Annotated in this window: 27 protein-coding genes and 4 pseudogenes; 11 read left to right on the top strand and 20 right to left on the bottom strand. The window is 42.2% G+C overall.

The window, feature by feature from the left end; all coding sequences use genetic code 11:
- Positions 1-69 precede the first annotated feature (69 nt).
- From ppk2 to HWQ40_RS01610, 4 genes are all read left to right on the top strand, one after another.
- Positions 70-987 carry a polyphosphate kinase 2 gene (gene ppk2 / locus HWQ40_RS01625; RefSeq protein WP_292774586.1) on the top strand — a complete coding sequence of 306 codons (918 nt, stop codon included), beginning with the start codon at positions 70-72 and terminating at the stop codon, positions 985-987.
- A 21-nt stretch (positions 988-1008) separates the two neighbouring features.
- On the top strand, positions 1009-1608 hold the full coding sequence (locus HWQ40_RS01620; protein ID WP_292774585.1) for a hypothetical protein: 600 nt from the start codon (positions 1009-1011) through the stop codon (positions 1606-1608).
- Between the two features lie 485 nt (positions 1609-2093).
- On the top strand, positions 2094-2636 hold the full coding sequence (locus HWQ40_RS01615; protein WP_292774584.1) for an NYN domain-containing protein: 543 nt from the start codon (positions 2094-2096) through the stop codon (positions 2634-2636).
- A gap of 182 nt (positions 2637-2818) precedes the next feature.
- Positions 2819-3037, top strand: a complete 219-nt coding sequence (locus HWQ40_RS01610) for a hypothetical protein (protein ID WP_292774583.1) — start codon at positions 2819-2821, stop codon at positions 3035-3037.
- Positions 3038-3290: 253 nt separating this feature from the next.
- Here HWQ40_RS01610 and nifD read toward each other — a convergent pair whose 3' ends face one another.
- The 7 genes from nifD to nifB all read right to left on the bottom strand — a co-directional run bounded on the left by nifD (position 3291) and on the right by nifB (position 10994).
- A complete protein-coding gene (gene nifD / locus HWQ40_RS01605) occupies positions 3291-4733 on the bottom strand; it encodes a nitrogenase molybdenum-iron protein alpha chain (RefSeq protein ID WP_292774582.1) in 1443 nt (480 codons plus the stop codon).
- Between the two features lie 164 nt (positions 4734-4897).
- Positions 4898-5791: a nitrogenase iron protein gene (nifH, locus tag HWQ40_RS01600; protein ID WP_292774581.1), complete on the bottom strand. Its 894-nt coding sequence runs from the start codon at positions 5789-5791 to the stop codon at positions 4898-4900.
- Positions 5792-6132: 341 nt separating this feature from the next.
- On the bottom strand, positions 6133-6489 hold the full coding sequence (locus tag HWQ40_RS01595; RefSeq protein WP_292774580.1) for a group 1 truncated hemoglobin: 357 nt from the start codon (positions 6487-6489) through the stop codon (positions 6133-6135).
- 316 nt (positions 6490-6805) lie between these two features.
- The gene (gene nifU / locus HWQ40_RS01590) at positions 6806-7705 is read right to left on the bottom strand and encodes a Fe-S cluster assembly protein NifU (RefSeq protein WP_292774579.1); all 900 of its coding nucleotides are present in this window, start codon (positions 7703-7705) and stop codon (positions 6806-6808) included.
- A gap of 112 nt (positions 7706-7817) precedes the next feature.
- Positions 7818-9026, bottom strand: coding sequence for a cysteine desulfurase NifS (gene nifS, locus HWQ40_RS01585; protein WP_292774578.1), 1209 nt, complete (start codon positions 9024-9026; stop codon positions 7818-7820).
- A gap of 30 nt (positions 9027-9056) precedes the next feature.
- Positions 9057-9413 carry a 4Fe-4S binding protein gene (locus HWQ40_RS01580; protein WP_292774577.1) on the bottom strand — a complete coding sequence of 119 codons (357 nt, stop codon included), beginning with the start codon at positions 9411-9413 and terminating at the stop codon, positions 9057-9059.
- A gap of 135 nt (positions 9414-9548) precedes the next feature.
- A complete protein-coding gene (gene nifB / locus HWQ40_RS01575; protein WP_292774576.1) occupies positions 9549-10994 on the bottom strand; it encodes a nitrogenase cofactor biosynthesis protein NifB in 1446 nt (481 codons plus the stop codon).
- Positions 10995-12134: 1140 nt separating this feature from the next.
- On the opposite strand from nifB, the pseudogene HWQ40_RS01570 reads away from it, so the two are divergent.
- Positions 12135-12713, top strand: a pseudogene (locus tag HWQ40_RS01570) (Uma2 family endonuclease).
- Positions 12714-12774: 61 nt separating this feature from the next.
- Here the strand turns inward: HWQ40_RS01570 and HWQ40_RS01565 are convergent.
- Both HWQ40_RS01565 and HWQ40_RS01560 read right to left on the bottom strand, forming a co-directional pair.
- Positions 12775-13116, bottom strand: coding sequence for a XisI protein (locus HWQ40_RS01565; protein ID WP_292774574.1), 342 nt, complete (start codon positions 13114-13116; stop codon positions 12775-12777).
- A pseudogene (locus HWQ40_RS01560) lies at positions 13098-13520 on the bottom strand (element excision factor XisH family protein). Before HWQ40_RS01560 ends, HWQ40_RS01565 begins: the two are co-directional and overlap by 19 nt.
- A 175-nt stretch (positions 13521-13695) precedes the next feature.
- On the opposite strand from HWQ40_RS01560, the gene HWQ40_RS01555 reads away from it, so the two are divergent.
- Positions 13696-14649 carry an NAD(P)-dependent alcohol dehydrogenase gene (locus HWQ40_RS01555; protein WP_292774573.1) on the top strand — a complete coding sequence of 318 codons (954 nt, stop codon included), beginning with the start codon at positions 13696-13698 and terminating at the stop codon, positions 14647-14649.
- Positions 14650-14739: 90 nt separating this feature from the next.
- Here the strand turns inward: HWQ40_RS01555 and HWQ40_RS01550 are convergent, their stop codons facing one another.
- The 3 genes from HWQ40_RS01550 to HWQ40_RS01540 form a co-directional block, all read right to left on the bottom strand.
- Complete coding sequence (locus HWQ40_RS01550; protein ID WP_292774572.1) at positions 14740-16083, bottom strand: sorbosone dehydrogenase family protein; 1344 nt, start codon at positions 16081-16083, stop codon at positions 14740-14742.
- Positions 16084-16543: 460 nt separating this feature from the next.
- Entirely contained in the window at positions 16544-16735 is a 192-nt protein-coding gene (locus HWQ40_RS01545; protein WP_292774675.1) for a PIN domain-containing protein, read from the bottom strand.
- A 216-nt stretch (positions 16736-16951) separates the two neighbouring features.
- Entirely contained in the window at positions 16952-17227 is a 276-nt protein-coding gene (locus HWQ40_RS01540; RefSeq protein ID WP_292774571.1) for a prevent-host-death protein, read from the bottom strand.
- A 390-nt stretch (positions 17228-17617) separates the two neighbouring features.
- Between HWQ40_RS01540 and HWQ40_RS01535 the strand changes: the two are divergent.
- Both HWQ40_RS01535 and HWQ40_RS01530 read left to right on the top strand, forming a co-directional pair.
- Positions 17618-18982 (top strand): annotated as a pseudogene (locus tag HWQ40_RS01535) (NACHT domain-containing protein); the annotation flags it as partial.
- A 119-nt stretch (positions 18983-19101) separates the two neighbouring features.
- Complete coding sequence (locus tag HWQ40_RS01530; RefSeq protein ID WP_292774570.1) at positions 19102-19326, top strand: type II toxin-antitoxin system HicB family antitoxin; 225 nt, start codon at positions 19102-19104, stop codon at positions 19324-19326.
- Positions 19327-19572: 246 nt separating this feature from the next.
- Here the strand turns inward: HWQ40_RS01530 and HWQ40_RS01525 are convergent, their stop codons facing one another.
- Both HWQ40_RS01525 and HWQ40_RS01520 read right to left on the bottom strand, forming a co-directional pair.
- Positions 19573-19719: a type II toxin-antitoxin system RelE/ParE family toxin gene (locus HWQ40_RS01525; RefSeq protein WP_292774569.1), complete on the bottom strand. Its 147-nt coding sequence runs from the start codon at positions 19717-19719 to the stop codon at positions 19573-19575.
- Entirely contained in the window at positions 19719-19826 is a 108-nt protein-coding gene (locus tag HWQ40_RS01520; RefSeq protein ID WP_292774674.1) for an addiction module protein, read from the bottom strand. The genes HWQ40_RS01525 and HWQ40_RS01520 overlap by 1 nt, the downstream gene beginning before the upstream one ends.
- Before the next feature lie 190 nt (positions 19827-20016).
- Between HWQ40_RS01520 and HWQ40_RS01515 the strand changes: the two genes are divergently transcribed.
- Positions 20017-20235, top strand: coding sequence for a type II toxin-antitoxin system HicB family antitoxin (locus HWQ40_RS01515; protein WP_292774673.1), 219 nt, complete (start codon positions 20017-20019; stop codon positions 20233-20235).
- Here the strand turns inward: HWQ40_RS01515 and HWQ40_RS01510 are convergent.
- The gene (locus HWQ40_RS01510) at positions 20136-20870 is read right to left on the bottom strand and encodes an Rpn family recombination-promoting nuclease/putative transposase (protein WP_292774568.1); all 735 of its coding nucleotides are present in this window, start codon (positions 20868-20870) and stop codon (positions 20136-20138) included. The two genes, HWQ40_RS01515 and HWQ40_RS01510, sit on opposite strands and share 100 nt — an antisense overlap.
- 234 nt (positions 20871-21104) lie before the next feature.
- On the opposite strand from HWQ40_RS01510, the gene HWQ40_RS01505 reads away from it, so the two are divergent.
- Positions 21105-21347 carry a hypothetical protein gene (locus HWQ40_RS01505; RefSeq protein WP_292774566.1) on the top strand — a complete coding sequence of 81 codons (243 nt, stop codon included), beginning with the start codon at positions 21105-21107 and terminating at the stop codon, positions 21345-21347.
- Positions 21348-21376: 29 nt separating this feature from the next.
- On the opposite strand, the gene HWQ40_RS01500 is transcribed toward HWQ40_RS01505, so the two are convergent.
- The 5 genes from HWQ40_RS01500 to HWQ40_RS01480 form a co-directional block, all read right to left on the bottom strand.
- Complete coding sequence (locus tag HWQ40_RS01500) at positions 21377-21667, bottom strand: type II toxin-antitoxin system RelE/ParE family toxin (RefSeq protein ID WP_292774565.1); 291 nt, start codon at positions 21665-21667, stop codon at positions 21377-21379.
- Entirely contained in the window at positions 21667-21897 is a 231-nt protein-coding gene (locus HWQ40_RS01495; RefSeq protein ID WP_292774564.1) for an addiction module protein, read from the bottom strand. Before HWQ40_RS01495 ends, HWQ40_RS01500 begins: the two co-directional genes overlap by 1 nt.
- A 175-nt stretch (positions 21898-22072) precedes the next feature.
- Positions 22073-22402: an HNH endonuclease gene (locus HWQ40_RS01490; RefSeq protein ID WP_292774562.1), complete on the bottom strand. Its 330-nt coding sequence runs from the start codon at positions 22400-22402 to the stop codon at positions 22073-22075.
- 306 nt (positions 22403-22708) lie between these two features.
- Positions 22709-23113, bottom strand: coding sequence for a hypothetical protein (locus HWQ40_RS01485; RefSeq protein ID WP_292774560.1), 405 nt, complete (start codon positions 23111-23113; stop codon positions 22709-22711).
- Between the two features lie 62 nt (positions 23114-23175).
- On the bottom strand, positions 23176-25224 hold the full coding sequence (locus tag HWQ40_RS01480) for a protein kinase (RefSeq protein WP_292774559.1): 2049 nt from the start codon (positions 25222-25224) through the stop codon (positions 23176-23178).
- A 116-nt stretch (positions 25225-25340) separates the two neighbouring features.
- Between HWQ40_RS01480 and HWQ40_RS01475 the strand changes: the two are divergent.
- Positions 25341-25532: pseudogene (locus HWQ40_RS01475) on the top strand (hypothetical protein); the annotation flags it as partial.
- Positions 25533-25921: the final 389 nt, after the last annotated feature.

Genomic DNA, 25921 nt, shown 5'->3' with positions numbered 1-25921 from the left:
TGCTTATCTAAGCTATACTTCATAGATAAACTCTAATTTCTGCCGATTCAATGGTATGGAGTCACTGCAATGTCAATTGATGAAATTAAAAACCAGCAAAATAATGAATTAGTTCAACCCACTTTAATAGAAAACCTAGTAAAGGCAAAAGACAAGAAAAAATCTAAAAAATCCAAACGGATTTTTGATGGTAGTACTGAAGTTTTTGCCAAGAAAATTCCCAAAAAGACTTTTGAAACTGAACTAAAGCAACTTCAGATTGAGCTAGTCAAAATGCAATACTGGATTAAGCACGTTGGCTATCGAGTTGTCGTCATATTTGAAGGGCGAGATGCTGCCGGCAAAGGAGGAGTAATTAAACGCATTGCCGATCCACTCAATCCTCGTGGCTGTCGTGTGGTTGCTCTGGGAACCCCCTCCGATCGCGAGAAAACTCAGTGGTATTTTCAGCGTTACGTGCAACATCTTCCGACAGCAGGCGAAATTGTCCTCTTCGATCGCAGTTGGTACAACCGAGCCGGAGTTGAACGGGTGATGGGTTTTTGTACCGAAGCAGAATATCAAGAATTCATGCAATCTTGCCCGGAATTTGAACGAATGCTGGTGCGATCGGGCATTGTTTTAATCAAGTACTGGTTCTCCGTCAGCGATGAAGAACAAGAGCAACGCTTTCTTTCTCGCAGTCACGATCCAGCAAGGCGTTGGAAACTCAGCCCAATGGATTTGGAATCACGCGATCGCTGGGTAGAATACTCTAAAGCAAAAGATACCATGTTTACTTACACGAATATTCCAGAAGCCCCCTGGTTTACGATTGAAGCAGATGATAAAAGACGTGCGCGGCTCAACTGCATTCATCATTTGTTGAGCAAAGTTCCTTACGAAGATATGACACCTCCTCCCTTAGAACTTCCGTCTAGACCCGTGGCTGAGGATTATGTTCGCGCTCCCCGCAATGAGCAGTTTTTTGTCCCTCAAGTCTATTAAGAAGATTCCTGAGTCAAAACTATGGCGTACAGCGACTTTACTCTAGAAAAAGTTTCGGCTGTTTTGGGAATCACCACCCAAGAAGCCGATCTTTTTCCCAAGCTTGTACCTCTTTCTATTCCTTCGTGGTTAGATGAAACTTTAGGAAAGCGAACCCAATTAGCTCTAATTAGTGAAAAAGCTCGGAGCGAATTTATTATTGTACCGATTTTACTAGCATGTCGCGATCTCAGCCAAGATAGCTTGGCTATTTTCTCTGGACAAAGACTTGACGTTGATCCTGCACAAGGATTGATTGGGGAATGTGATTTTATTTTAGCAATGGCTCCACCTTTACCACCTTTGCGTAGCCCAATTATCACTGTTGTAGAAGCGAAGAAAAATGATGTTGAAGCTGGGTTAGGACAGTGCATCGCGCAAATGGTGGCGGCGGATTTATTCAATCGTTCATCTGGACAAGCAGAAATACCCGTGTATGGATGTGTGACAACAGGAGAAGTATGGCAGTTTCTTCAACTTTCGCAAAAAGTGGCTTTGCTTGATAAGCAAAGATATTACTTGGATAATGTAGGAGCTATTTTGGCAATTATACAGACAATTGTTCAGCAATTCAGTAGTTAATTTGTGTAATACTACTGCATAACATCTTTCTAAGTCTAAAACAGCTTCACATCGTGCTGCAACGAGGCGATCGCAACAACGGTCTACTTCTTTTACTGCGATGTCTACGATAGGCTATTCGGCGTCGCACTATCTCGTAAATTAGTTTTATTAACACGCAATCATCGATATTTCAGGAAGATACCCGGATTGTTAATTGAGGATTGAATGGTTTAATGCGATCGCCTAGTTTATTGCCGAGTGAGGGCGATCGCCACAACGGTCTACTTCTTGTGCATCTCACACACAATCTCTAAATATACAGTGGCGTGTTGTCGATTGGGGCGATGTTATATGCTCTCTTCAATTTTGTACAAACTTATCACCTCTGATGATGGTACGGAAAACCAGACAAGACACTTTTAAGTCGAATTGGTTAGGATTGGCGAGTTGTAAGCGCATCAAACCATAAAGCGCTTAATTATAAAAATTAAAAAGATATTAATATGTCTAACTTTGTTTATGTAGATAATTCCAATGTTTTCATCGAAAGCAAACGTGTTAGCGCTGTTCGGAGAGCTTTGGTATCGAATATTTATGATGCGATGAATAAGAAGATTATCGACAACAGCTATCGCCTTGATTTTGGTAAACTCCATAGCTTTACAGCAGGAAGCGACCCCACCAAAATTAAGAGAGCAGTTTTGTTTGGTTCACGTCCTCCTGCTAATGATTCACTCTGGGGAATTGCTGAGAGGGCAGGGTTTGAAACTATAATTGTTGACCGAAATGCTGCAAATAGAGAGAAAAAAGTCGATACAGGTATTGTGACGGCGATGATGCGAGATGCTTATACAAAAATGGATAAGAGTGAGGATGTGATTACTTTGGTGGCAGGTGATGGTGATTTTATACCTGCTATTGAAACCTTGCGTGATGATGGTTTTACCGTTGAGCTATTTTTCTGGAATCATGCTGCACAAGAGCTAAAGGATGCATGTGATCGTTTTGTTGCACTTGATCCACACCTTGATCATTTAGCTTTCTAAACTTAGTACGATAACAGAACTGCACCAGAACAGTGTTTAATGATGCAAAGGTTGTTTGCATCCTGTGAGCGGAAACGTTAAGCTGAATTTAGGTTTGACATACCACAGATGGATTTTTCGTGTTTTTGAAGATCGCGTTTGCCCAAAAAAAGTAATTTCTATTCTTAAAACAGGACACTTATATGGGTTTTTTATATACAGATATTACTGGTCAAGGCACTGACAGCAATAAATATGGAGTTTCAATCAGGGGAATTTCAGTAGGTAGTGTTATGAAACAAGGTAATCTTTGGTTTGCGTTTAGACCCGGAAGCAATATATACGAAGCTAAAACATTTCTGGATAAAGTTGATGCTGCTAAACATCTAGCAGAAATAGCGAAAGTAGATTGGCGAAATTAAGTATTATAGGTATATTACTCCTGTTTTTAGTGATAGTCTTTACTGTCACACAATCGCATTTCAGGTAATGGTTTGTTGCCGAGTAAAGCCGATCGCACCATTTAATCTAAAAAATCGTCATTTAAAATAGTTTTCTATTCTACAGTTTTTCTTTGAGCAAAATGCTTTTCAAATCTAAAAACCAGACTCCATAAGAGTTATACTGTCTGAAGCATCAAAACAGATTGTTCCTAAATAACCCTGCAAGTTGCATTTAGGCTAGAAATAGGCTCTTTTTTCTGCCACAGCGAAAAAACCTTGCATTATATGATGTTGAGGAGCGATCGCTAGGTTCGGAGTAATCCCAAGAGTGCATTTGACGGAAAGGAAGACCCATCTTTTGGAAGACGTACTTCTCTTTCACACCAGAGGCTACAAGGTCAGGCTTCAGGGCTTTGATAAATTCCTCGAATTCGTAAGCGGTAACGTCGTCATAAACGATGGTGCCGTTTTCGATGAAGGGAGCAGTACGTTTGTAGTCATCGTTATGAGCGAACTCATAACCCGTACCAATCATCTTCATCCCCAAGTCTTGGAAAGCTGGAACAACGTGGCGAGGACGTAGACCACCAACCATGATGGCTACAGTCTTACCTTCCAAACGGGGGCGATACTTCCCAAGAATTGCATCCATTGTGGGCTGATACTTGGCGATAATCTTCTCAGCGTTTGCTTGGATTGTCTCGTCAAACTTAGAAGCGATTTCCCGTAAAGATTCAGCAATCTTGGTGGGACCGAAGAAATTATACTCAAGCCAGGGTATACCATAAGCTTCTTCCATGTGACGGCTGATGTAGTTCATCGACCGATAACAGTGGATGAGGTTCATCTTCACATTGGGGGTCATCAACATTTCGTTGATGGTGCCATCACCTGACCACTGAGCGACTACGCGCAAGCCGAGTTCTTCTAACAGGATGCGGCTAGCCCAAGCATCACCACCGATGTTGTAGTCACCAATGATGGCTACATCATAAGGAGTGCCTTCAAACTGAAGTGTTCCGTCTTTCTTAGCTTGGTCTGATCTGGTGAACACCCAGTCACGAACCATGTCGTTAGCAATGTGGTGTCCCAAAGATTGCGAAACACCCCGGAAGCCTTCGCAACGCACAGGTACAACTGGCTTGCCAATTTCTTTCGATGTCTTCCGAGCAACAGCTTCGATGTCATCCCCAATTAGACCGATGGGACATTCAGATTGAATGGAAACACCACGGTTGAGGGGGAAAAGTACATCAAGTTCTTGGATGAGCTTGGTAAGTTTCTTGTCACCACCGAAAACGATATCTCTTTCTTGGAAGTCAGAGGTGAAGTGCATGGTACCAAAGGTATCAATACCTGTGGTGCCGATGTAGTAGTTACGACGACCAGACCAAGACCAGTAACCGCAACCTACAGGCCCGTGGCTGATGTGGATCATATCCTTAATAGGACCCCAAACCACACCTTTAGAACCAGCGTAAGCACAACCACGAGCGGTCATTACCCCAGGCAGGGATTTAATGTTAGACTTAACGCCGCAATCGGACTTACCTTCTTCGTATACGTTTAAATGCTTTTCGCGCTTTTTAGCAGCTTTTTCAGGATAAGCACTGAGAACTTCTTTAATTAGCTCTTTTCTTTCTTCGATGATGTTTTTGTTTTCTGGAGGAGTCATACTTAGTCTCTGTGAGTCGTAAGGATGGGGGTATTGGGGGTATAGGGGGACTAGGAGTCCCCTCTAAGGTTAGGGGGGATGTAAGGGGGAGAGTAAAAGGTAAAAGGAAAGATATGAAACTCTTCCTTTTTCCTTGTACTAAAGCATTATTTCTTAGCAGCGACTTATACTACAGGAGCTTCAGCAGCAGTCTTGCCAACCAACATTGCAGCATTTTCCTCGCTTTCGAGAATACCGAATTCAATCAACAAGTCTTCTAGTTCTTCCATTTCGATAGGTGTAGGAATAGCTAGGTTTGTGTTGTTGATGATCTTGGTAGCCAATGTCCGATATTCGTTAGCTTGGTTGCTGTCGGGTGCGTACTCGTTAACAGTCATGCGGCGTAATTCTGCGTGTTGAACGATGTTGTCACGGGGTACGAAGTGAATCATTTGGGTGTTCAACCGTTTTGCCAAGGTTTCGATGAGTTCGTGTTCCCGGTCAGTTTTACGGCTGTTACAAATCAGACCACCCAAACGCACGCCACCAGTGTGAGCATACTTAAGAACACCACGAGCGATGTTGTTAGCAGCATACATCGCCATCATTTCACCTGATGTGACGATGTAGATTTCTTGTGCCTTACCTTCACGGATAGGCATAGCGAAACCACCGCATACAACGTCACCTAATACGTCGTAAGATACGAAGTCTAGGTCTTGGTAAGCACCGTTTTCTTCTAAGAAGTTGATGGCGGTGATGATACCACGACCTGCACAACCTACTCCGGGTTCTGGACCACCAGATTCTACGCAACGAACGTCACGGTAACCCTTGAGCATTACTTCTTCGAGTTCGATATCTTCTACTGCACCACGTTCTGCGGCGAGGTGAAGAACGGTTGTTTGAGCTTTGCTGTGCAGCATCAAACGGGTGGAGTCAGCTTTAGGGTCGCAACCGACGATGAGGATGCGTTGACCCATTTCTGCCATAGCTGCCAAGGTGTTTTGGGAGGTGGTAGATTTACCGATACCGCCTTTACCGTAGAAAGCTATCTGTCTAATGTTTTCTTCTGTCATTGTTCGTGTTTCCCTGCAATTGGTTGGTTGGTGGGTCTTTGCGTTTGTCAGTTGCGTTCACGCCAGTTGAGCGACAGTAGTGAGCGCGTGTAGAGCATCGTTAGTAGCGTTGGCATAAGTGCCTGCTGGGGGCGATCGCTCCACAGCTAAAATGATTGAAAGCAAGTACATATATTTCCTGGTTAAATTTCTTTTCTTTTTGTCCTTTGTCCTTTGTCATTTGTTTTGACAAAGAACAAAGAAAGCTACGCAATTTACAAATACGTCGTAATGTGTTTCAGTTGGAAAGACCAAATAGGATTTGACTTTGCTATTTGTCAACAATCAATGCGTAAGTCCTATTACTTGTTTAAAATAGCGCCTTTCACATTTGTGACACGCTCTAGTGCAGCTTTGGTGTCTTCTGCTGACTCTCCACGCACAGCCATTGATTCACCTAGGAGCTTGGCAATCTCATCAAAGTGTTGTTGCTGTAAATTCATTCCAGCGTGTGTTTTGTCCATTGGACGACCGCCGTATTGCTTTGGTCCCTCAAAAATCTGAGATAAGAAAGCAACTAGATGATTACGCTGCTTGGGCATATCTGTACCAGCAAAAAATGGGTTGAGGATGCTGTCTGTGGCAATGCGTTTGTGGAGTTCATCTACTATTTGTTCAATAGCTGGTTGTCCGCCAAGTTTGTCGTACAATGTGCTCATATCCTGTTCCTTTGAAGCGAGTTAGATAATGAAATTCGCAAGTAGGCGCTTAATCTATGAAGCCTATATGCTGTTAGCCGTAATAGTGGTAGGGCTGATACCAATTCGTAATTCGTAATACCTTGGGGGAAGCAATCCTTTGGGTGTCTACGTAATTAGTAATAAGAAAGTTTGATTTCAATCTGTATCTTTCTTTTGGCGAATTGGTATGAAGCATCGAGTGGAGACAATGATTCAATTCAAATCCTACTTTCTGTTCCTGGCTGAATGCATATTAGGGCGTATTTGTAGAGTACGATAAGTCCTACAGCAATTCCTAAACTGCTTCGACTACAAGGCTCTTGCTGACACGATCTTGTAATCTGGCTTCGATCGCAATTTTCAGAGTTGCTGTACTACTAGAACAGGAACCGCAAGCACCTTGCAGTACAACTTTAACGCGATCGCCTTCTACATCATATAGTTCTACATCTCCCCCGTCTGCAATGAGTACGGGTCTGACTTCTTCATCGAGAACCTTTTGAATTAGAGCAATCTTTTGCACGTTTGTTAGTGATCGCTCTTTAGACGTAACAATTTCTGTGGCAACTTTTACGCCGTAATTGTTGAGAGCAGGTGAGGCGTATTCCTGTTGAACTGATCTAATAATATCATCGATATTAGCCAGACAGGAACCGCATCCGCCACCAGCTTTCACATAATTTGTTACTTGTTCGGCATCCGTGAGATGATTTTCTAGAATCACGCGACGAATCTTAGACTCGCTGATTCCAAAGCAACTGCAAACTAATGCACCTTCATCATCATCATCGTGGGTAGCTAGAGGTATGCCACGATAATTATAGATAGCGGCTTCTAGCGCTTCTTGTCCCATAACAGAGCAATGCATCTTTGCTTCTGGCAAACCACCAAGGTAATCTGCAATGTCTCTATTGGACACTTTCAGGGCTTCATCTAAGGTTAAACCTTTGATCATTTCGGTTAATGCACTAGAAGATGCGATCGCACTAGTACAGCCAAAGGTTTGAAAACGAGCATCTAGAATCTTATCAGATTCTACTTCCACTTTCAGGTGCAATCTCAGAGCATCACCGCAAGCAATGCTACCGATTTCTCCCGTTGCAACCTTAACTCCAGCTTCGCTTGTTTCTTCAATTTCTCCCTGATTTTTGGGATCGTAAAACAGTTCTAATACTTTATCGGTGTAGTCCCACATAATGAATTTTAGATTTTAGATTTTGGATTTTAGATTGGGGTATGGGGCATCGGGCATGGGGCATTGGGCATTGGTTCCATTCTCAATGCACTATGCCCCTAGTCCCTAATCCTTAGCGATGCGCCAATGCTTGCTCTTGTTCTTGCAGCCAACCTGCATCATCATTTTTGAAGGGTGAGAGGGCGCGTAAACGTTCCACAATAGTGGGCATTACCTCTATCACTTGATCGATTTCGGCAACTGTTGTGTAGCGACAAAGACTGAAGCGGATGGAACCATGCAAAGTTGTGTAGGGTAAACCCATTGCCCGCAGGACGTGGGAAGGTTCCAATGAGCCGGAGGTGCAAGCAGAACCGGATGATGCACAGATACCGTATTTATTCAAGGATAGTAAGATAGCTTCACCTTCAATATACTTGAAGCCGATATTGGTGGTGTTGGGCAATCTCTGCGTAACGTCACCATTGACTACACAATCGGGAATTGTAGCGAGTAAAGTTTGTTCCAGGCGATCGCGCAGCCTTCTTTCTCTTGTGGTCGCTTCTTCTAAGTTTAACAGTTCTAGTTCCGCAGCTTTGCCCAAGGCGATAATTGCTGGAACATTCTCTGTTCCCGCCCTACGTCCGCGTTCTTGGTGTCCCCCAATCATGAAGGGACGGAAGCGAACCCCGCGCCGAATATATAAAGCACCAATGCCTTTAGGCCCGTGCAGCTTGTGACCAGACAGGGTTAACATATCAACGGTGCTAGTCTTCATATTCAAGGGGATTTTTCCCACTGCTTGCACCGCATCTACATGGAAGATAGCGCCATATTCTTTCACCCGCAACCCAATTTGCTCAATCGGGAAAATCGTGCCGGTTTCGTTATTAGCATACATAATTGTCACCAAGGCGGTGTTACCCGTCAAGGAAGCTTCTAGTTCATCTAGATCTAACTGCCCTTGATGATTTACTGAAAGATAGGTAACAGTGTAACCTTGGGTTTCTAATTGTTTGCAGACATTGAGTACTGCTGGATGTTCAACTTGGGTGGTGATGATGTGTCGCTTTTCTGGTTGCGCCAACAGTGCGGCTCGAATCGCGGCGTTATCTCCCTCAGTACCGCAACTTGTGTAGACAATTTCTGACTCATCGGCTCCCAGGATGGCTGCAAGTTGTTCTCTTGCTGTTCTCACTGCTTTACCGACTTGCCCACCAAAGGTATGCATACTGGAGGGATTGCCGTAATAATCTGTGAGGTAAGGTAGCATTACCTCTATAACTTCTGGGTCTACCTTAGTGGTAGCATTATTATCAAGATAGATGCAGTTTTTTTGCATTGTTGTCTTCAATTAAGAATTACGAATTATTTAAGCTTCAGATCCCACTGATTGGGATTGACGCTTTTGCAACTGTTCGGAGTATTTCTGGGAATAGCAGTTAAACCAACGTTCCCAATAATCTTGTTTATTTGTTAATTTAGCAACTACGCGGTCGTAATTGGTAAACCAGCCTTCCCAGTAATCGCTAGGCTGCTGAATGCAACCGTCGCAGGTGGGACAACCAGCTTTACACTGAGGCACGGTATGAATGCTACCAACGCAGTTTGTACAAAGTTCAGGGTCAATCCAGTGCTGTCCGTCAACCACTTTAACTGCATTTGTAGGACATACCGTTAGACAGAGATTGCAGGAAATACACTGGCTAGTAATAATTTTGTAAGCCATGATTTATTCTCCTTTTTTGGGCAAGGGGCATTGGGCAAACAGGGCATTGGGCATCGGGGAGACAGTTCCGTAGGAGGCGACTGGCGGCATTGGGGATAATTCTTCTTCTATTCTCCATGCCCCATGCCCTATTCCCTAATTCCCTAATTCCTTAACGTATTGCTCGTAAAATTCCAAAGCAACCTTTTCAATCACGTCGTAAGCTTCAACAGTCTGTATTCCAGCTTTTTGCAATTTTTCTTGAGGACTGTTACCAATCTTGGAGGTTAAAACTGCTTTGCAATCTGCGATCGCTTTCATAATATGCTCAAAAGAAGCTTCTTCGCCGTATCCACCTTGGCAGTATTGGTCAATTTTGCGATGGCTGACAAAGCGAACTTCGTCCCCACCCACTTCGTAAATTTGGAATTCTTTCGCATGACCGAAGTGTTGGTTAACCAATCCGCCGCCTTTGGTTGCTACTGCAACTAAGATTTTAGGACTGTTGGCAAATTTCTTGCCGGCTAGCGCTTTGTCTTTGGCTACTTTAAGTTCTTCTTTAAACTTCTCAATACCTTCGTGAACGGTAGCGCGTTGTTCCATGTCGTATTCTGGAGCCATTTCCAAGAATTTCTCTTTGGAAAATTCCTGGCTGCGGTCTTCTCCCAACAATCCGACTGCATCGGCACGGCACTGGCGACAGTGACGCATCATTTTCATGTTACCAGAGCAATTGTCTTGAACTTCTTTGAGTTCTTTGGGTGTAGGGCCGCGTTGACCGGTTAAACCGAAGTGTGTGCCATGTTCTGGTGCAGAAATCAATGGCATGATGTTGTGCAAGAATGCACCTTTTTCACGGATGACTCGATTCACTTCGACTAAGTGATGGTCATTAATTCCGGGAATCATCACGGAGTTGACTTTGCACAAGATGTCAGCATCTTTGAGGGCTTGCAATCCTTCCATCTGTCTTTCGTGGAGAATTGTCGCACCTTCAAGACCTCTGTAACGCTTGCGCTTATAGTGAACCCAAGGATAAATCTGAGCACCGATCTCTGGATCTACCATGTTAATGGTGATCGTAACGTGATCTATATTTAATTGTTTAATGCGATCGATGTAGTCAGGCAGCATTAAACCATTGGTTGATAGGCACAGCTTGATGTCTGGTGCTTGCGCTGCAATCAACTCAAATGTGCGGAAGGTCTTTTCTGGGTTCGCCAGTGGGTCGCCAGGGCCAGCAATTCCCACAACTGTCATTTGAGGAATCTTGCCGCCAATAACCAAAGCTTTGTGTGCTGCTTCTTCTGGCGTTAGCAATTCGCTAACTACTCCCGGACGGCTTTCGTTAGCGCAATCATATTTGCGGTTGCAATAGTTGCATTGAATGTTGCAAGCTGGAGCAACTGCAACGTGCATCCGGGCGTAGTGGTGATGAGCGTCTTCGCTGTAGCAGGGATGTTTAGCAATGCGTTCTTCCAGTTTTTCATCCCTTTCTACAGTGGCGCTGCTGGGGCTGTCGCAGCCGCAACCACCTGATTTTGCTTGGGTTGGCGATTCCGTAGCGTTGGAGTTGAGGAGTCGTGTAGACGGTGATGTCATTGAGTTTCGCAAAAGGTCGGTGGACTTGGCTGCCACTGTGGGAGATGCTGTTGCTACTTTTTCATGCCCAGAATTGAAGTCGCGTCTTTCACACTGCCTGCAAACCCTTGGGTTCGGGCAACTTGTTTTCAAGTCAGGCAGGCAATAGATATCTGATGTTCGGCTGGTGTGTGTCAACGTTCGGTTCTTGGGTAGAATTTGTGCTTACAGCCGCGACTTCTATTCACTTCAGGCATGGTGCTATGTCATCTCTCCACTCACTTTTCGCTTTGTTTTGTTTCAGAGCGTTAGGTGATTGGCGATATAAGATTTATAGCAGCCGTCTCCCAGCCAGATGTTGCGTCTCTCTAGGATAGAATTTATTGGATTTATTACATTTGTACTCAAATACTAAAAACCCTAATTCTTCAAGCATTACAAGAATTAAAAAAGTTTTTTTCAGGTAGGGGTTCTAGTCTTTTTTGGTTGGGGTTCTAGTGTTTATAGATGGGGGCTCAGGATTTATTTGTACTCAGCTAAAACCCAATCCCAGCAATAACTTTAACTAACTTGAAACTAGGTTTGGGTTATTTAAATGTGTACTCAGATTGCCCTCAAGTTCCGTCAAAAGCAATAAATGCCAAGGGTTTGAGGGTGAAAAACTGGAGTAGTCTACATCGTTCTACTCCAGAAACGTGCGAAATTCAATTCTGTATCTAACATATCATTTTTTTGAGGGTAAAAATGCAATTCATATTTATTTAATTTTTGCTTTGACAATGATATTCAATTGTGATTGAAAGTCTTATCTGATAAGCGATATGAGGTAATGAAAATAGGTGTATTGCTGCATATCATTTTCAAAAAACTTAACTTTTAACTCCTTTTTTTGATTCCCACAATGAGGAGATGGGTAGGAAACTGTCGGATTTTGTGTTTAAGAGAAACAACAAACTATAATCTAACATGATTGAGCGATCGCAATGAATTTTCTTAATTGCTCATTACAAACCTTAGCAAAAACCTCAACCACCTTCCTGTGCTAGGAAAGGGGAAAGTTTAAAATCTTTCTTCTTTTAGGAGAGAGGTTTTCCAGATATCGCTCTTTGTTACTGATACTATTTAGCTACAATCAAATCAAGCGTGAAAAAATCTTAAGTTATGATCGCTATCCCCCAACAGCCGCTAAAAATGACCGTTGAGGAATATCTCGAATGGGAACCTCAGCAAGACGTTCGCTACGAATATGCCAATGGCGAAGTGTTTGCCATGACAGGCGGTACAATTCCCCATAACGACATTGCACTAAATCTCTAGAGAGCTTTGTATCCTCATTTGCGTTCCAGGGGTTGTCGAGTGAATGTGTCAGATGTGAAAATGCAACTCACTGCCCAGAGCCGCTACTATTATCCTGATGTTATTGTCAGTTGCGACCCTGAAGACCTGAATGCCTGCAACTTTATTCAACATCCGAAGTTGATTACCGAAGTTCTTTCCCCTGCTACAAGCGCTAAAGATCGGGGTGAAAAATTCACTTATTATCTGACAATCCCCAGTTTGCAAGAATATATCTTGATTGACTCGGAACAAATCTCCGTTGAGCGTTACTGTCGGGGTGAGGGTAGGATGTGGCTTTACTATCCCTACACGGCTGGAGATATCGTCACTCTATCGAGCATTAAATTTGAGTGTCCAATTGAATTGCTGTATGAAGGTGTTGTATTTACCACTGAAGAATAAAGAGAATGTTCCGTGTTAACTTTTAAAGAGCGATGTCTACGACGGGCTGCACCTACGCACTTTAAGCAACTGCATAGCCAGTGTAGGGTCTTAACTCCGGTGGACGAAACCCCAGAACAATATCTTCTTTAGGAATTCCAGCCCGTTCTAAATCGGCGGCAATGCCTTCTTCTGTGCCATCCCGTTGAATCCAGATTTTGCCATCAATTAGGTCAATATGAACCAGACAGCCATGAATGCGGCGATCGCCATCCCAACCAATATCCATCCACAAATAGCGATCGTGGGTTCGATCAAACACCACTTCTGATTGAATATTGGCATAAGAATAGGGTAGTGAAGCATATTCACTGAGGATAGTTTCAATCACTTGGCGATAGTCGTCTAACTTGGTATAATCCATTGTTTAATAACCTCCTGTTTTGGATCAAAGGTAATCAGCTTTAAACGATGATTTCTCAGTAACAGTTTGCCGATAGGTTCTTCAAATAAATCATCAAAAACACTGTTAGGTACTGCAAGATATAGTACTCGTTCTGGCTCCAATTCAATCAAGATATCCTGATATAAAATATACCGACCCAATGCTTTTTCTAAATCATCAACATCCGATCTGCCGATAAAACTTTTAATCTCAACTGCAATTTTGGATTCTGCTTTTTCTGCTGCTAACAGTTATCTAGCACCTAAATCAACATACAAATCTTTTTTACCAAACTTCAGAGTCAGTGGGTCATGAGTAATTGTCCATTTGTCTTTAATCAAAGCATTTTTAACATTGTTGTGATAAAGGTCTCTAGCTGGCATACAGGTGTAGTTTTAGACTGATATTTCTATTTTAGGGAATCTCTGATTGTGCCTTGCATCTTCGTTAAATATCATACGTAGGCGTAGCTCATCGTAGACATCGCTACACTAGATTTATCAGAAAAAACAGGCTGTCTGAGTTAATTCAGCAAAATAGGGTAGCAGGAGGAATGTAATGAAAGCAGTCCTTATCCGTCGATATGGCGCGGTTGAGGTGTTGGAGTACGAAGACGTGGAGCAGCCGAAAATTGATTCAACGCAGTTACTTGTGAAAGTTCGTGCTAGTAGCATTAATCCCATTGATTGGAAAATTCGTCAGGGGATGTTGAGTTTGATTGCCGGCAGCAAATTTCCGAAGATTCTGGGGTTTGATGTGGCGGGAGATGTCGTAGCAGTTGGTTCTGGTGTCACCCGTTTTAAACCAGGAGATGCTATTTATGGCAGTACTAGCTTCCCTGGAGGAGGGTATGCCGAATTTGCAGCTGTTCCAGAAAACTTGGTGGCGCTCAAACCAACGAACTTATCTTATGAAGAAGCTGCGGCTGTGCCGTTAGCAGCGCTCACGGCTCTCCAAGCGCTGCGAGATCAGGGAAATATTCAAACAGGACAAGCTGTGTTGATTAATGGGGCTGCGGGAGGTGTAGGCAGTTTTGCAGTGCAAATTGCTCAGGCTTTAGGGGCAGTGGTGACGGGAGTTAGTAGTACCAAAAATTTGGATTTGGTGAAATCTCTAGGAGCAGACCGCGTGATTGATTATACGCAGCAAGATTTCACCGAAGATATAGCGCAGTATGACATTATCTTTGATGCAGTGGGTAAGCGATCGCTCTCTCAAACCAAAAGAGTCCTCAAACCCAATGGAATTTATATCACCACACTACCCAGCCCCGAATTCTTCTTAGAGAGCGTCTTAACGGCGTTCCTTGCCGGTCAAAAAGCAAAATTTATTTTGCAAAAACCCAACACTCAAGATTTGGTTTATCTGAAAGAATTGATTGAATGGGGTAAAATTCGTGTGGTGATCGATCGCACATATCCCTTACAAGAACTAGCGGCGGCTCATAGTTATAGTGAAACTGGGCGTGCAGTGGGAAAAATTGCGATCGCAGTTATTACCAACAATATTTAAGTCACCTCGGTTGGCTTTGTATACTCCTGGAGCCGTAAGAAAAGACTGGGAAATTCCGCCAAAGTTAGGGTCTTTGTAGACCTTAACCAGTTATGACGGCGTGTAGGAGAGCTTATAGATAGTGCCGCTGTAGTCATCCGAAATTAACAAATTACCTTGTCGGTCTACTACCATATCCACAGGTCGCCCCCAGGTTTCTTGCGTTGCTGGAACTACCCAACCGGTGACTAAATCTATCTCCTGCCCTGGGGTCTTTGTCTTACTGTTCCAGGGAAAGTAAGCTATTTTGTAGCCCGTTTTCTTCTGCCGATTCCATGAACCATGCAGCCCTGCCACTGCACCATTTGAGTATAGGCTGGGAAAGTTGGTATTTTGTAAGAATGTTAATCCCAAGGGAGCTGAATGGGCTTGGATACCTTTGCTAATCCTGTCCATTGCATTGCAATTAACCTTTCCATCAGCATTGAACTGATAGTCGCGGTCAAATGGCATATTGTTGAGGCCGTTTGACGTGTCAGGATTGGGATTGCAGAATGGCCAACCGTAGTTACCGCCATCTCGGACTTTCGTGAACTCCTCTGGTGGGTGGTTGTCTACGTAGGAGGGGATAATCTTACCGTAATTGCCACTGCTATCTTTGAAGGGATAGGTGATGTTATCTCGATTATTAACGACTACCCAAAGGTCATTTGTGCCAGGTAAGAATGCTAACCCTTCAGCATTACGTAAACCTTGGGCAAAAAGTCGCTGATTGGTTCCATTAGCGTTGTACTGGTAAATTGCACCACGTTTTGGAGTACTGACAGTATCTTCCTTACAGGCATTGCATGTAGAGGCGATCGACACGTACAGTTTGTGGTTGGCATCAAGTGCGATATTTTTCAGTTCGTGACCATAAGCGCCTTTGAGTTCCTGTGTGCTGCTGTCTGGTAAGCCAACTACAACGATTTGACGATTTTTTGCGATTAAGTCTCCAGAGTTGTAGATGAAGCGGTTAATTTGATGACTCTCAGAGATATAAATGTATGTGGTGTTGTCAATCTTATGAAACACAATGTCGTGTGGTTTGCGTAGACCCGTCACGAAGTCAGAAATAATTGGGTCTTTGCTGCCATTTGACCGGACAATTAACACTTTACCTGAACTGGGCTGTGATACTAGAAGATCCCCATTGGGAGTAACTGCCATAAAGCGAGCTTTGTTAATGCGAGCATAAACTGAGACGGAGAAATTGGGCGGCACTTTCAAGTAACGGTTAGTATTAAAGGGCCAAGAGGTCATTGTACTAGGCACTTTCAGCTTGGTTTCGACAGACGCAGGGGGCGGTTGGCCGATCGCTGCGATGGTAAGAACCTCTAAAGACATCAAACTAATTAGTGATGTGGATAGTATGCGTCCAAGTATCTGTGTTGGTTTTAGAGTAAATGCAACCATTTTTAATTTTCCTCTAGCTTGGTAGCGATCTATGTTACACATAATTCTCGGCTAGCCGATTTGACCGAGAGTCTGAACAAAGCTAACTCAGGGGTATTATTTTTTTTAAACACTTAAAATATCTTTATCTACTGCTATTTTTTCTAACTCATCAAAAAATTCATCAACCGAGAGTTAGAAAAAAGTCAGAGCGATCGCTCTTTCCAATTAAAATAGCCCTCAAGCTACTTAGTCTCAAAACCATTATGTAGAAGGTCTTAACAGCGTTACTTCCCAGTCAAAAAGCCAAGTTTTTGTTTGCAAAACCTAACGCTGAGGACTTGGTTTTTCTCAAATAGTGGTGATTGATTGCACATATCCCTTGGTATAATTAGCGGCGGCTCATGGTTGTAGCGAGAGCGATCGCACTGTGGGGGAAATTGCGTTGGCGCAGCCCGTCGTAGACATCGCATCTCAAAACTTAAGTAAATGGATTAAGTATGGCAATACCGCATCCCTCGAAGTCCTTTGTATTTCTTGTTACTAATGTGATTTGGTGAATTTCGGCGGTTGCGGCAATGATTATGTCCGCTTGAGTGCGAGGTTTTCCTTGAGTTTGTAAGTATCCTTTTAATTCACCCGCACGTTTAGCAATTTCTGGGCTGACAGGGATTACCTAACAGTAAGTTACCAAAAAATTATCAAGCCAAGTTTGAATTCTGTGATTGGGTTTTGCTGATAAGCCATAGCAAATTTCTTTCAATGTAATAGCACTCAGAAAAATTGATGAGATGCTTTTACTCCAGGCAATGACTCCAGGATTGGGTAGTGGACGAGCTAATTCACTGATAATTCACTGAGAATGTTAGTATCGCAGAGAAAGCTCATACTATTCCTCAGCAAATGGGATATGGCGATCGCCACATCGTGGAGGAGTTTCTAAAATGTAATTTTCTTCAGCACAGAGTTGACGTAGTTCGACAAAAGCATCTGTGAGGGAAGAGACTTTTTGTTGTTGATGCCAAGCAAGGAAATCTTGGAAAGGTTTAGGTTCTACGATCGCAGCAACTAATTTGTCCTGCTTGAAGATTAATTGAGGTTCTGATGCAATCGCATCAATTACCTCTGGGAGTTTTTGTTGTGCTTCGTCAAGTTTCCAGTTCATTGGTTTTAAAAGTTTGACTGCTAATTATAACCTAACGTAACTTATACCAATTCCCTATTTCGGTGTAACCAGAGAATGGCTTTATTGGTACGATCGGTCAGAAAAACGCTATCCTACACCGCAAGAGAAAATTCAACGTTTCGCAGAAAAATTGGGTAGGCGCAGCCCATCGTAGACATCGCACTTAGCAATCGATCTAAAAAACTAACGCGAAACCTAACCGCTAACTGTCTTCCCGGGTTGGGAAGGGGAAAAATTCAAAGTCTCTCTCCTTTTAGGAGAGAGGTTCTTCAGATACCTGTGATGTTTCTGCAATCACCCTGAAAGTCGGAGACATTACTCAAGCTAGTGTATATACTCGTAATCAAAATCTCAACAGAAGCGAGTATTATGCTGGACTGGTTAGCTATTTGGGGTGTAACTCAGGCCGCCGGGTTAATTTTTAAACCCATTCTGGAAGACTTAACCAAGGATGCTGCTAAAGATTGGGCTAAAGATTTATTAAAAGGCATCCCTGGCAAGATTTTCCAGAAACTTAAGAAGGAAGACATAGAAATTGCTGCGGGGAAAGCCTTAAAGGAATTTTTACAACTTATGCAGCAGCAGTTAAAGGTTCGTTGCAAACTGGCTGAAACTGAGATTAAAGAGTACACCAAAGACATCCATAAATTTATCAGCGATAAGTCGGTTACAGAAGTTCTTGGTCAGGCTTTTGATATTAATTGTGAATCTCTAGACGCTAAAACCCTAGAAGATAGTTGGAACAGGCTGCAATTAAAACCTCTGCCATCTAAGTTTAACTGGCAATCACTTACAGAGCAGTATTTTACACAAGTCCAAGAACTTCTTTTAGATTCAAAAGAATTACACCATATCCTAGAATTAAAAAAATTATCTGATATTGAAATAAATACCAAAGAAATTGCTGGGTTTATTGTAGATTTTAATTTAGTTAAATATCAAAAAGGAATCCACGAACACTATGGCAATCTCAAGTTAGATAGCTTAGATACTAGCGTTTATGCCTATAACGAACTTAAATTATGGCGGATTTTTACTGCTCAAAATGTCCGGGAAACTCATCAAGTTTTAGCACAAGTTCACGAACTGCCTAAAGAACATCTTAGACGGTTGCGAGAAAGCGACCAAGTAGAAGCAGAAGTGGAATTAGAAGAATTAGAACGCCACAAACGGGTTTATTTTGAACAGCCGATCCATTCAGTATTAGATGTTGTCAATAAAAAGCAAGATTATAAATATATTGTGATTTTGGGCGATCCTGGTTCAGGTAAGTCTACATTGTTGCAATTTCTGGCTTTGAATTGGGCTGAGTCACCACTGGATAATGTTATCTCATTACCAATTCCCTTGTTAATTGAGTTACGCACTTATATGCGGCGACGGGAAGATAAAGAGTGCAATAATTTTCTAGAATTTTTTCATCAATGTAGTGGTGCAATTCATCATCTCAATCAGCTTGAACTAGATAAACAATTAAAAGCTGGTAATGCCTTAGTGATGTTTGATGGTTTGGATGAGGTCTTTGACCCTGGTAAGCGAGAGGATGTAATTACTGATATTCATCGCTTTACTAACGACTATCCTGATGTGCAGGTAATTGTCACTTCTCGGATTATTGGCTATAAACCGCAACGATTGCTTAATGCTGAGTTCCGCCACTTTATATTACAAGATTTAGACTCAGAGCAAATTCAGGATTTTATCAACCGTTGGCATGAGTTAACTTTTACCGATGCAAAAGCTATCATCATTGCTGGTAAAGATAGTAGCGATGCCAAACCTTATTTAGAAAAGCAAGTCAATGAAGCACTAGAAGAACTAAATAAAATTAAACAAGATCAGGAGACAGAAGAATGAAATATACAATCGTGATTCAATGGTCAGAAGAAGACCAATGTTATGTGGTTTTGCTGCCTGAGTTTACCCATTTAATGCAGCCTTGCACTCACGGAGAGACTTACGAAGACGCTCTTAAAAATGCTCAGGAAGTTTTAGAAATGCTGATTGAGTCATCTTTGGTTGATGGTGAACCTCTACCGGAGCCTAAAATGCTAGGAAAATCCTTGGAAGTTGCATAGATAAGCAAAGAAAGTAATTGTGCGATCGCTATTGGGAGGTTTTTAAATGCAACCGAATTTTGAAGCAATGACTGGTAAAAAACTGGAGAACAATTCGGCATATCAGATTCTATTAGCCCAGTAATTTGGTTGACGTTGAAGGTGCATGACTGCAACTATTAAAATTTGCTGCTCTCTGATGGCATAAATGATTCCATAAGGAAAACTAGCTACGCGGCAGCATCTTGTATTCTTTGATAATTGAGTTCATGCTTCTGAAAACTGTTCAATACGACTGATAGCGCGTTCAACTTCGGCAAGAAATGCGTCCCCCATCTCGCAGCTAATATTGTCATAGTAACCAACAGCATCATCTAATTCTTGTTTGGCATCAGGATGAAAATCATAAGCCATTACTTACTCCTGGAACGCAGCTCTCGCAACACCTGTTCACTAGAAATTAGAGTAACTTCGCCTTGTTCAACAGCTTGAAATCTTTTCTCTGCTTCCTCCGCCCACAGAGTATCAATTTCTAGTTAATTTTCAGCATCCAGACTTTTAAACAAATGTTCAGCAAGCATTGCTCTTAATCCTGGAGGTAATGACAATGCAGCATCGAAGATTTCATCATAGGTGTTAACCATACTTTTTCAGATTTAGTAGCAGGTTATTTTCATTTTAGTTTAGGTTACTTTTTCTGTTTCTAGCTAAATATTCACGATAATTATTCAATGGTCTGATGAAAATGAGTGTTTTGTTGTCAGTTTTACTGAATGGGGAGAATTTTGCCACACTCACCGGGAGACTTACAAAGGCGCTCTAAAAAATGCTCAACAAGTGCTAGAGATGCTGATTGAATCGTCTTTGGCTGACGATGAAATTCTACCAGAGCCTAAAACATTAGCAAAGTCATTAAAAGTGGCGTTGTAAATCAGTAAAATTAAATAAAAAGAGGTAATCTCATGACTACATCTGTAAATACTACCAAAGTCTACGACGAAATTATAAACTAAGATTGTTTCTATCAATTCTAATAATTGTTTTTGTGGAAGTTGCAAATTTACTGCTTGCTGGGTGCGGTTGATTAATTCCTTGGCGCTGTTAATGGCTGTATCTTCGTCTTCAATTACTAATTTTATCGTAGCAATGCCTATTGGTAAGGATGCAGCTGAGCCTAATTCATCTAAGTAAATTCTACTGATACGCTGGCTGTGGAAGAATTCTATGAAATCTTCTTTCTCACCTATATCTATATCTCTGCTGGGATAAATCACCACTCCTCGCCAAGGATTTTTGCGTCTATTTTGGCGTAAGTATAAAGAAATTTCTGATACTAAGCGTAAGTAAATCTCTGTGTCTGGTTGAAACTGAACCTCGACAAAATAAATCGGGCTTTCTTCATCTTGGATGGGAAGAAACACACCATCAATTCTAAAAGCTGTTTGTTTGATTTCAACTGAAGCAAATTGATAGGTGTTGGCGGTTTCGGGAGGGTTGCCAATTAGTTCAAAGAAGATGCTGGGGAATTCTTGAAATAGGCGATAAAATATGCTGTCGGTTTTCACTCTGGATGTTGTGACACTATAAGACTTATATTATTTATGTCACAATTGAGGAAAACACCATATATCCCAATGCACAGCAAGCTATAACTTGTTTAATAGTTTGTCAGATGTTGTCTAACTGCTATCGTGACATCCGGTTGTTCAGATTTGATGACAAAACTGGAAATGTATATATTTTGGCAGGCGAGGACATACAAATCATCGTACCCTCTCATGAACCTTGGAGGTTTGTAGATGAAACTGAACTTTGAAGAGATGAGTGTACCTGAGTTAAGAAAATATGTATTAGAACACCGTGATGATATGGAAGCTATGCGTGCGCTGTTTCATCATCCTAGTTTGAAATGGAAAACTATGCCTCCACTCGCTACAGCAGATGGAACACAACTAGAGGAAAATATTCGCATAGCTGAGGAAGCGATTAGACAGAGAATTGACGCAGAAAATAGCCGCAAGAGCAATGAATCTTCAGAATAATTAAATTGACAAAAACAAATGGTGTACTTTCAGATTCTATTAGTCCAGTAATTTGGCTGACGCTGGAGGTGCATGACTGCAACTATTAAAATTTGCTGCTCTGTGATGGCATAAATTATCCCATAGGGAAAACTAGCTATGCGGCAGCGTCTTGTATTTTTTGATAATTGAGTCCATGCTTGTGGGAACTGTTCAATGCGATTGAGAGCGCGTTCAACTTCGGTAACAAATGCGTCTCCCATCTCGCGGCTGATATTGTCATAGTAAGCAACAGCATTATCTAATTCCTGTTTAGCATCAGGATGAAAATCATAGTCCATTACTTACTCCTAGAACGTAGCTCTCGCAATACCTGTTCGCCAGGAATTAGAGTAACTTCGCCTTGTTCAACGGCTTGAAACCTTTTCTCTGCTTCTTCTGCCCACAGAGTATCAATTTCTAATTGATTTTCTGCATCTAGGCTTTTAAATAAATGTTCAGCCAGCATTGCTCTTAACCCTGGAGGTAAAGACAATGCAGCATCAAATATTTCGTCATAGGTGTTAACCATAATTTTTCCCAGAGTAAATAATCTTAATTTTAGTTTAATTCTAGAGTAGAGAGGCGAAATATCGCGTCTCTACAAAGCGTGAAATACTTGCTATTACGTTGTTTTTCATAATTCACATCATACGTAAATTATAATTTATTCAGCGTAACTTTGGCTTATTGAACTGCTTGAAACTTTAAAATACATCATCTGGAGGATGCCAACTACTAATTGTCCAACGTCGTCGCGCAACAACTATAACTGGATTATTCATTCGCAAGCAAACAATTGTAGCCCTACCAGTAGTAGTTAAACCTTCAACCCTTGTAGCATCAGCATTCCAAGCAAAATGTTCAGACCATCTTTGTTGACGTGGATTAAATAGAGGCGTTTTTTCCCCACTTAAAGGGTCTATAGCTTCGGTTGAATCGGCTTTAAATTCATTGCAAGAGCGACAAGCTAAACAAAGATTTGCAAAGATAGTTTCTCCACCTTTTGAGCGGGGGTGAATATGGTCATAGGTCAAGTCGCTTCGCTCCAATTAAAAATTAAAAATTATTAATTAAAAATTGCAATCAGTGGGGGCTTGAACCCACCACTGATTGTAGACCACTGAAATCTTTGATTTCAGTGGGGGCTTGTACCCAAAATTAATTAATTAAAAATTATTCTTATTCTTAATTTTTAACTTTTAATTTTTAATTTTTAATTCAAAAAAGGTCATGGGAATACCGCTATTTGCTTCAGTTGTTAAGCAATAACAGCAACGTCTTTTATCACTATCAGCTATTTGAGTTTTTAAGCTTTCAGGAATGTATTTAGACACAACAGTTTAAGGAGTTGGCACATGATGTCCTCGCCAACGGAGTAAAACAGCAGCTTGGGCTTTACACAGCATAAAACGGTCAGCTTCGTGACGCAGTTTTATTAGTTCTAATTGTTCTGCATCTGTAATGTTACCACTAGAATTACGCTCCAGCAGCAAGTTATATCGCTCCATTTGCTCTGCTGTTTTGCGACTGCGGACAATTTGCCACAAACTATTATCATCTAGTTTATCTAAAGCCGCGAGGTCAGCTTGGAATTCCTCTGGGACATCATCCCATTCGGGAGGACTACCTACCTGCAAAGCATGAACTATTACTTCGTCAATGGGGCGACGTTGAGCTTGGGCAGTGTTGAGTAAACGCTGATAGAGTATTTCTGGAATTTGCAGAGTAATTGTTTCTGTTGCCATTGTTCAATTCCTTACTCATGCCTTGGTTAAACCGTTTTAATTTTAGCTTAGGTCAGTCCTAGCTACCGTAGCCGCCAAATTTTGATGGTTTTGTCATTACTACCACTGGCAAGGGTTTTGCCATCTGGGCTGAAGGCGATGGAATTAACGTCGTTGGAATGCTCAGTGAGGGTGCGGATTTGCTCTCCGGTTGCCAGATTCCACAGTTTGATGGTGTTGTCAACACTACCACTGGCAAAGGTTTTGCCATCTGGGCTAAAGGCGACAGAATTAACCTCCTCAGAATGCCCTGTGAGGGTGCGGATTTGTTCTCCGGTTGCCAGATTCCATAGTTTGATGGTGTTGTCAAGACTACCACTGGCAAGGGTTTTGCCATCTCGGCTAATGGCGATAGACCAAACTTTATCGGAATGCCCTGTGAGAGTGCGAATTTCTTCTCCGGTTGCCAGATTCCACAGTTTGATGGTGTTGTGATCATTACCACTGGCAAGGGTTTTGCCATCTGGGCTGATGGCGACGGAATTAACGTCGTTGGAACGCTCAGTGAGGGTGCAGATTTGCTCTCCGGTTGCCAGATTCCACAGTTTGATGGTGTCAGCACTACCACTGGCAAGGGTTTTGCCATCTGGGCTAAAGGCGACGGAAGCAACCACGTTAGAATGCTCAGTGAGGGTGCGAATTTGCTCTCCGGTTGCCAGATTCCACAGTTTAATGGTGCTGTCACCACCACCACTGGCAAGGGTTTTGCGATCTGGGCTAAAGGCGACGGAAAAAGCCTGGAAAGAATGCCCAGTGAGGGTGCGAATTTGCTCTCCGGTTGCGAGATTCCACAGTTTGATCGTACCGCCACGATCACCACTGGCAAGGGTGTTGCCATCTGGGCTGATGGCGACGGAATTAAGCACGTAAGAATGCCCTGTGAGGGTTCTTTCTAAGAAAACATCGCTATCTTTGCTAGCAATTACAGATATGGGACTAGTTGGAAATAAGACATCACGAACATAGCCATATATTTGAGTTCCAACTATTGTAATAGCAGCACCCACCAGGAATCTTTTTCTCAAATTAATATTTTGTCTGGATAGCTTTTGTAGCAATCCTTGTGGTATTCTTAGTGGCTTTGCTGGTGCTACTAGCGTTGATGCTGGCGGCTGAGAAATTACTGTAGACGGTGGCGGTGATACTGGAGTTGCAATTACTGGCTGGGTTGGAAGTATTGAAGGCGATAGCGGGGGATTTAAATCTTGTAAAACTTCCTCTGCTGACTGATAACGCTGCTGGTATTCTTCTTGCAACAATTTATCTAGCATTCGCCCCAATTCTTGACTCACTGGTTGCTGTAAATGCTGTCGCCAACTCGCAACCCAACCATAACCTTGTCGTTTCCAAAGTTCCCAAGGGTAAATTCCACTCAACAGGTGAAAGCAGGTTGCACCGATACTATATAAATCACTCGTTGGGTAAGCTTCACCTCCTTCCATCTGTTCCAGTGGCGCATAACCAAAGGAACCAATGGTTGTTCCTACTTGCTTCATCACCGTTGCTGTCAGTCGCTTGGATGCACCAAAGTCAATGAGTACCAACTTCCCATCACTGCGACGAATGATATTCTCTGGCTTGATATCGCGGTGAATGACTTTGTATTGATGAACTGTTTTGAGAATATCTAACAAATCAAGCAATAATTCTCTGACTTTTTGCTCGTTGAAAATTCCTTGCTGTTGTAATTCCGCTAATAAATTCTGCCCTTCGATAAACTCCTGTACCAAATACAGGCGATTATCTTGCTCAAAATATGCCAACAGTGTGGGAATTTTGAGATGTTTTCCTAACTGTTGCAGTTGCTTTGCTTCTTGCTCAAATAGTTCCGTGGCTTTGTTTAGTGCGCCTGTTCCCTGTACTTGCGGTGCAAATTGCTTGATGACACAATGCTCATTTAGTTTGTCGATATCTTCTGCCAAATAAGTTTTACCAAATCCCCCAGCATCTAATGATTTAATCGGGCGATAGCGGTTTCTCAGCACTACCAATCCTACACCGCAGTTTGAGCAAAACATTGTGCGATCGGGATTGGGCGGATTGTGGCAAGTTGGATTGAGGCAGCAGATCATAACTGTGCATCTATAAGCAAATGTATTTATTATCGCTTAAGCACGACCTACTTCTCGTAGAAACTGCAAAATACTGTATAAATTACGTTTTTCTGCTCGACAGGGTTGCTGATGAGCAACTCACCAAACAGGTAGATGATACCCTAATGGCTGTCGGTAGTGAAGCGATGATTAGCAGTTTGACTGTTTATGATTACATCAAGACTGCATCGAAAAAGACTCCCGGTTTAAAGACTGTCGCTGAACAGTTAGGCGATCGCTTTAAGAGGATGTTTGAAAAGTCGCATTGTCGGTATAAAAAGTTCTAGATCCCCCTAAATCCCTCTTATAAAGGGGGACTTTGATTCCGGTTCCCACCTTTTTAAGGGGGGTTAGGGGGGATCTAAAAGTGCCTAAAATCACAGTGAAATACTTTTCAAACAACCTCTAAGGCTATCAAAGGTAGACCTACTAAAGCTGCGTCTGGTTCTTGAGTCTTTGATACTCATTAATCAGCCTTTGAACTCCATTAATGAGTCTTTGATACTCATTAATCAGCCTCTGAACTCCATTAATGAGCCTTTGATACTCGTTAATCAGCCTCTGAACTCCATTAATTAGCCTTTGAACTCCGTTAAAGAGTATTTGAACTCCATTAAAGAGTAGACATCTCCGAAAACAGTCAAAACTGCTTTGTGACTAGCTTACAAGGCGCATT

This window comes from Nostoc sp. NMS9, from assembly GCF_017114995.1.
Classification (GTDB): Bacteria; Cyanobacteriota; Cyanobacteriia; order Cyanobacteriales; family Nostocaceae; genus Nostoc.
Note: the sequence above shows the minus strand (reverse complement) of the source record. Positions and strands in the feature narration are given on the sequence as shown.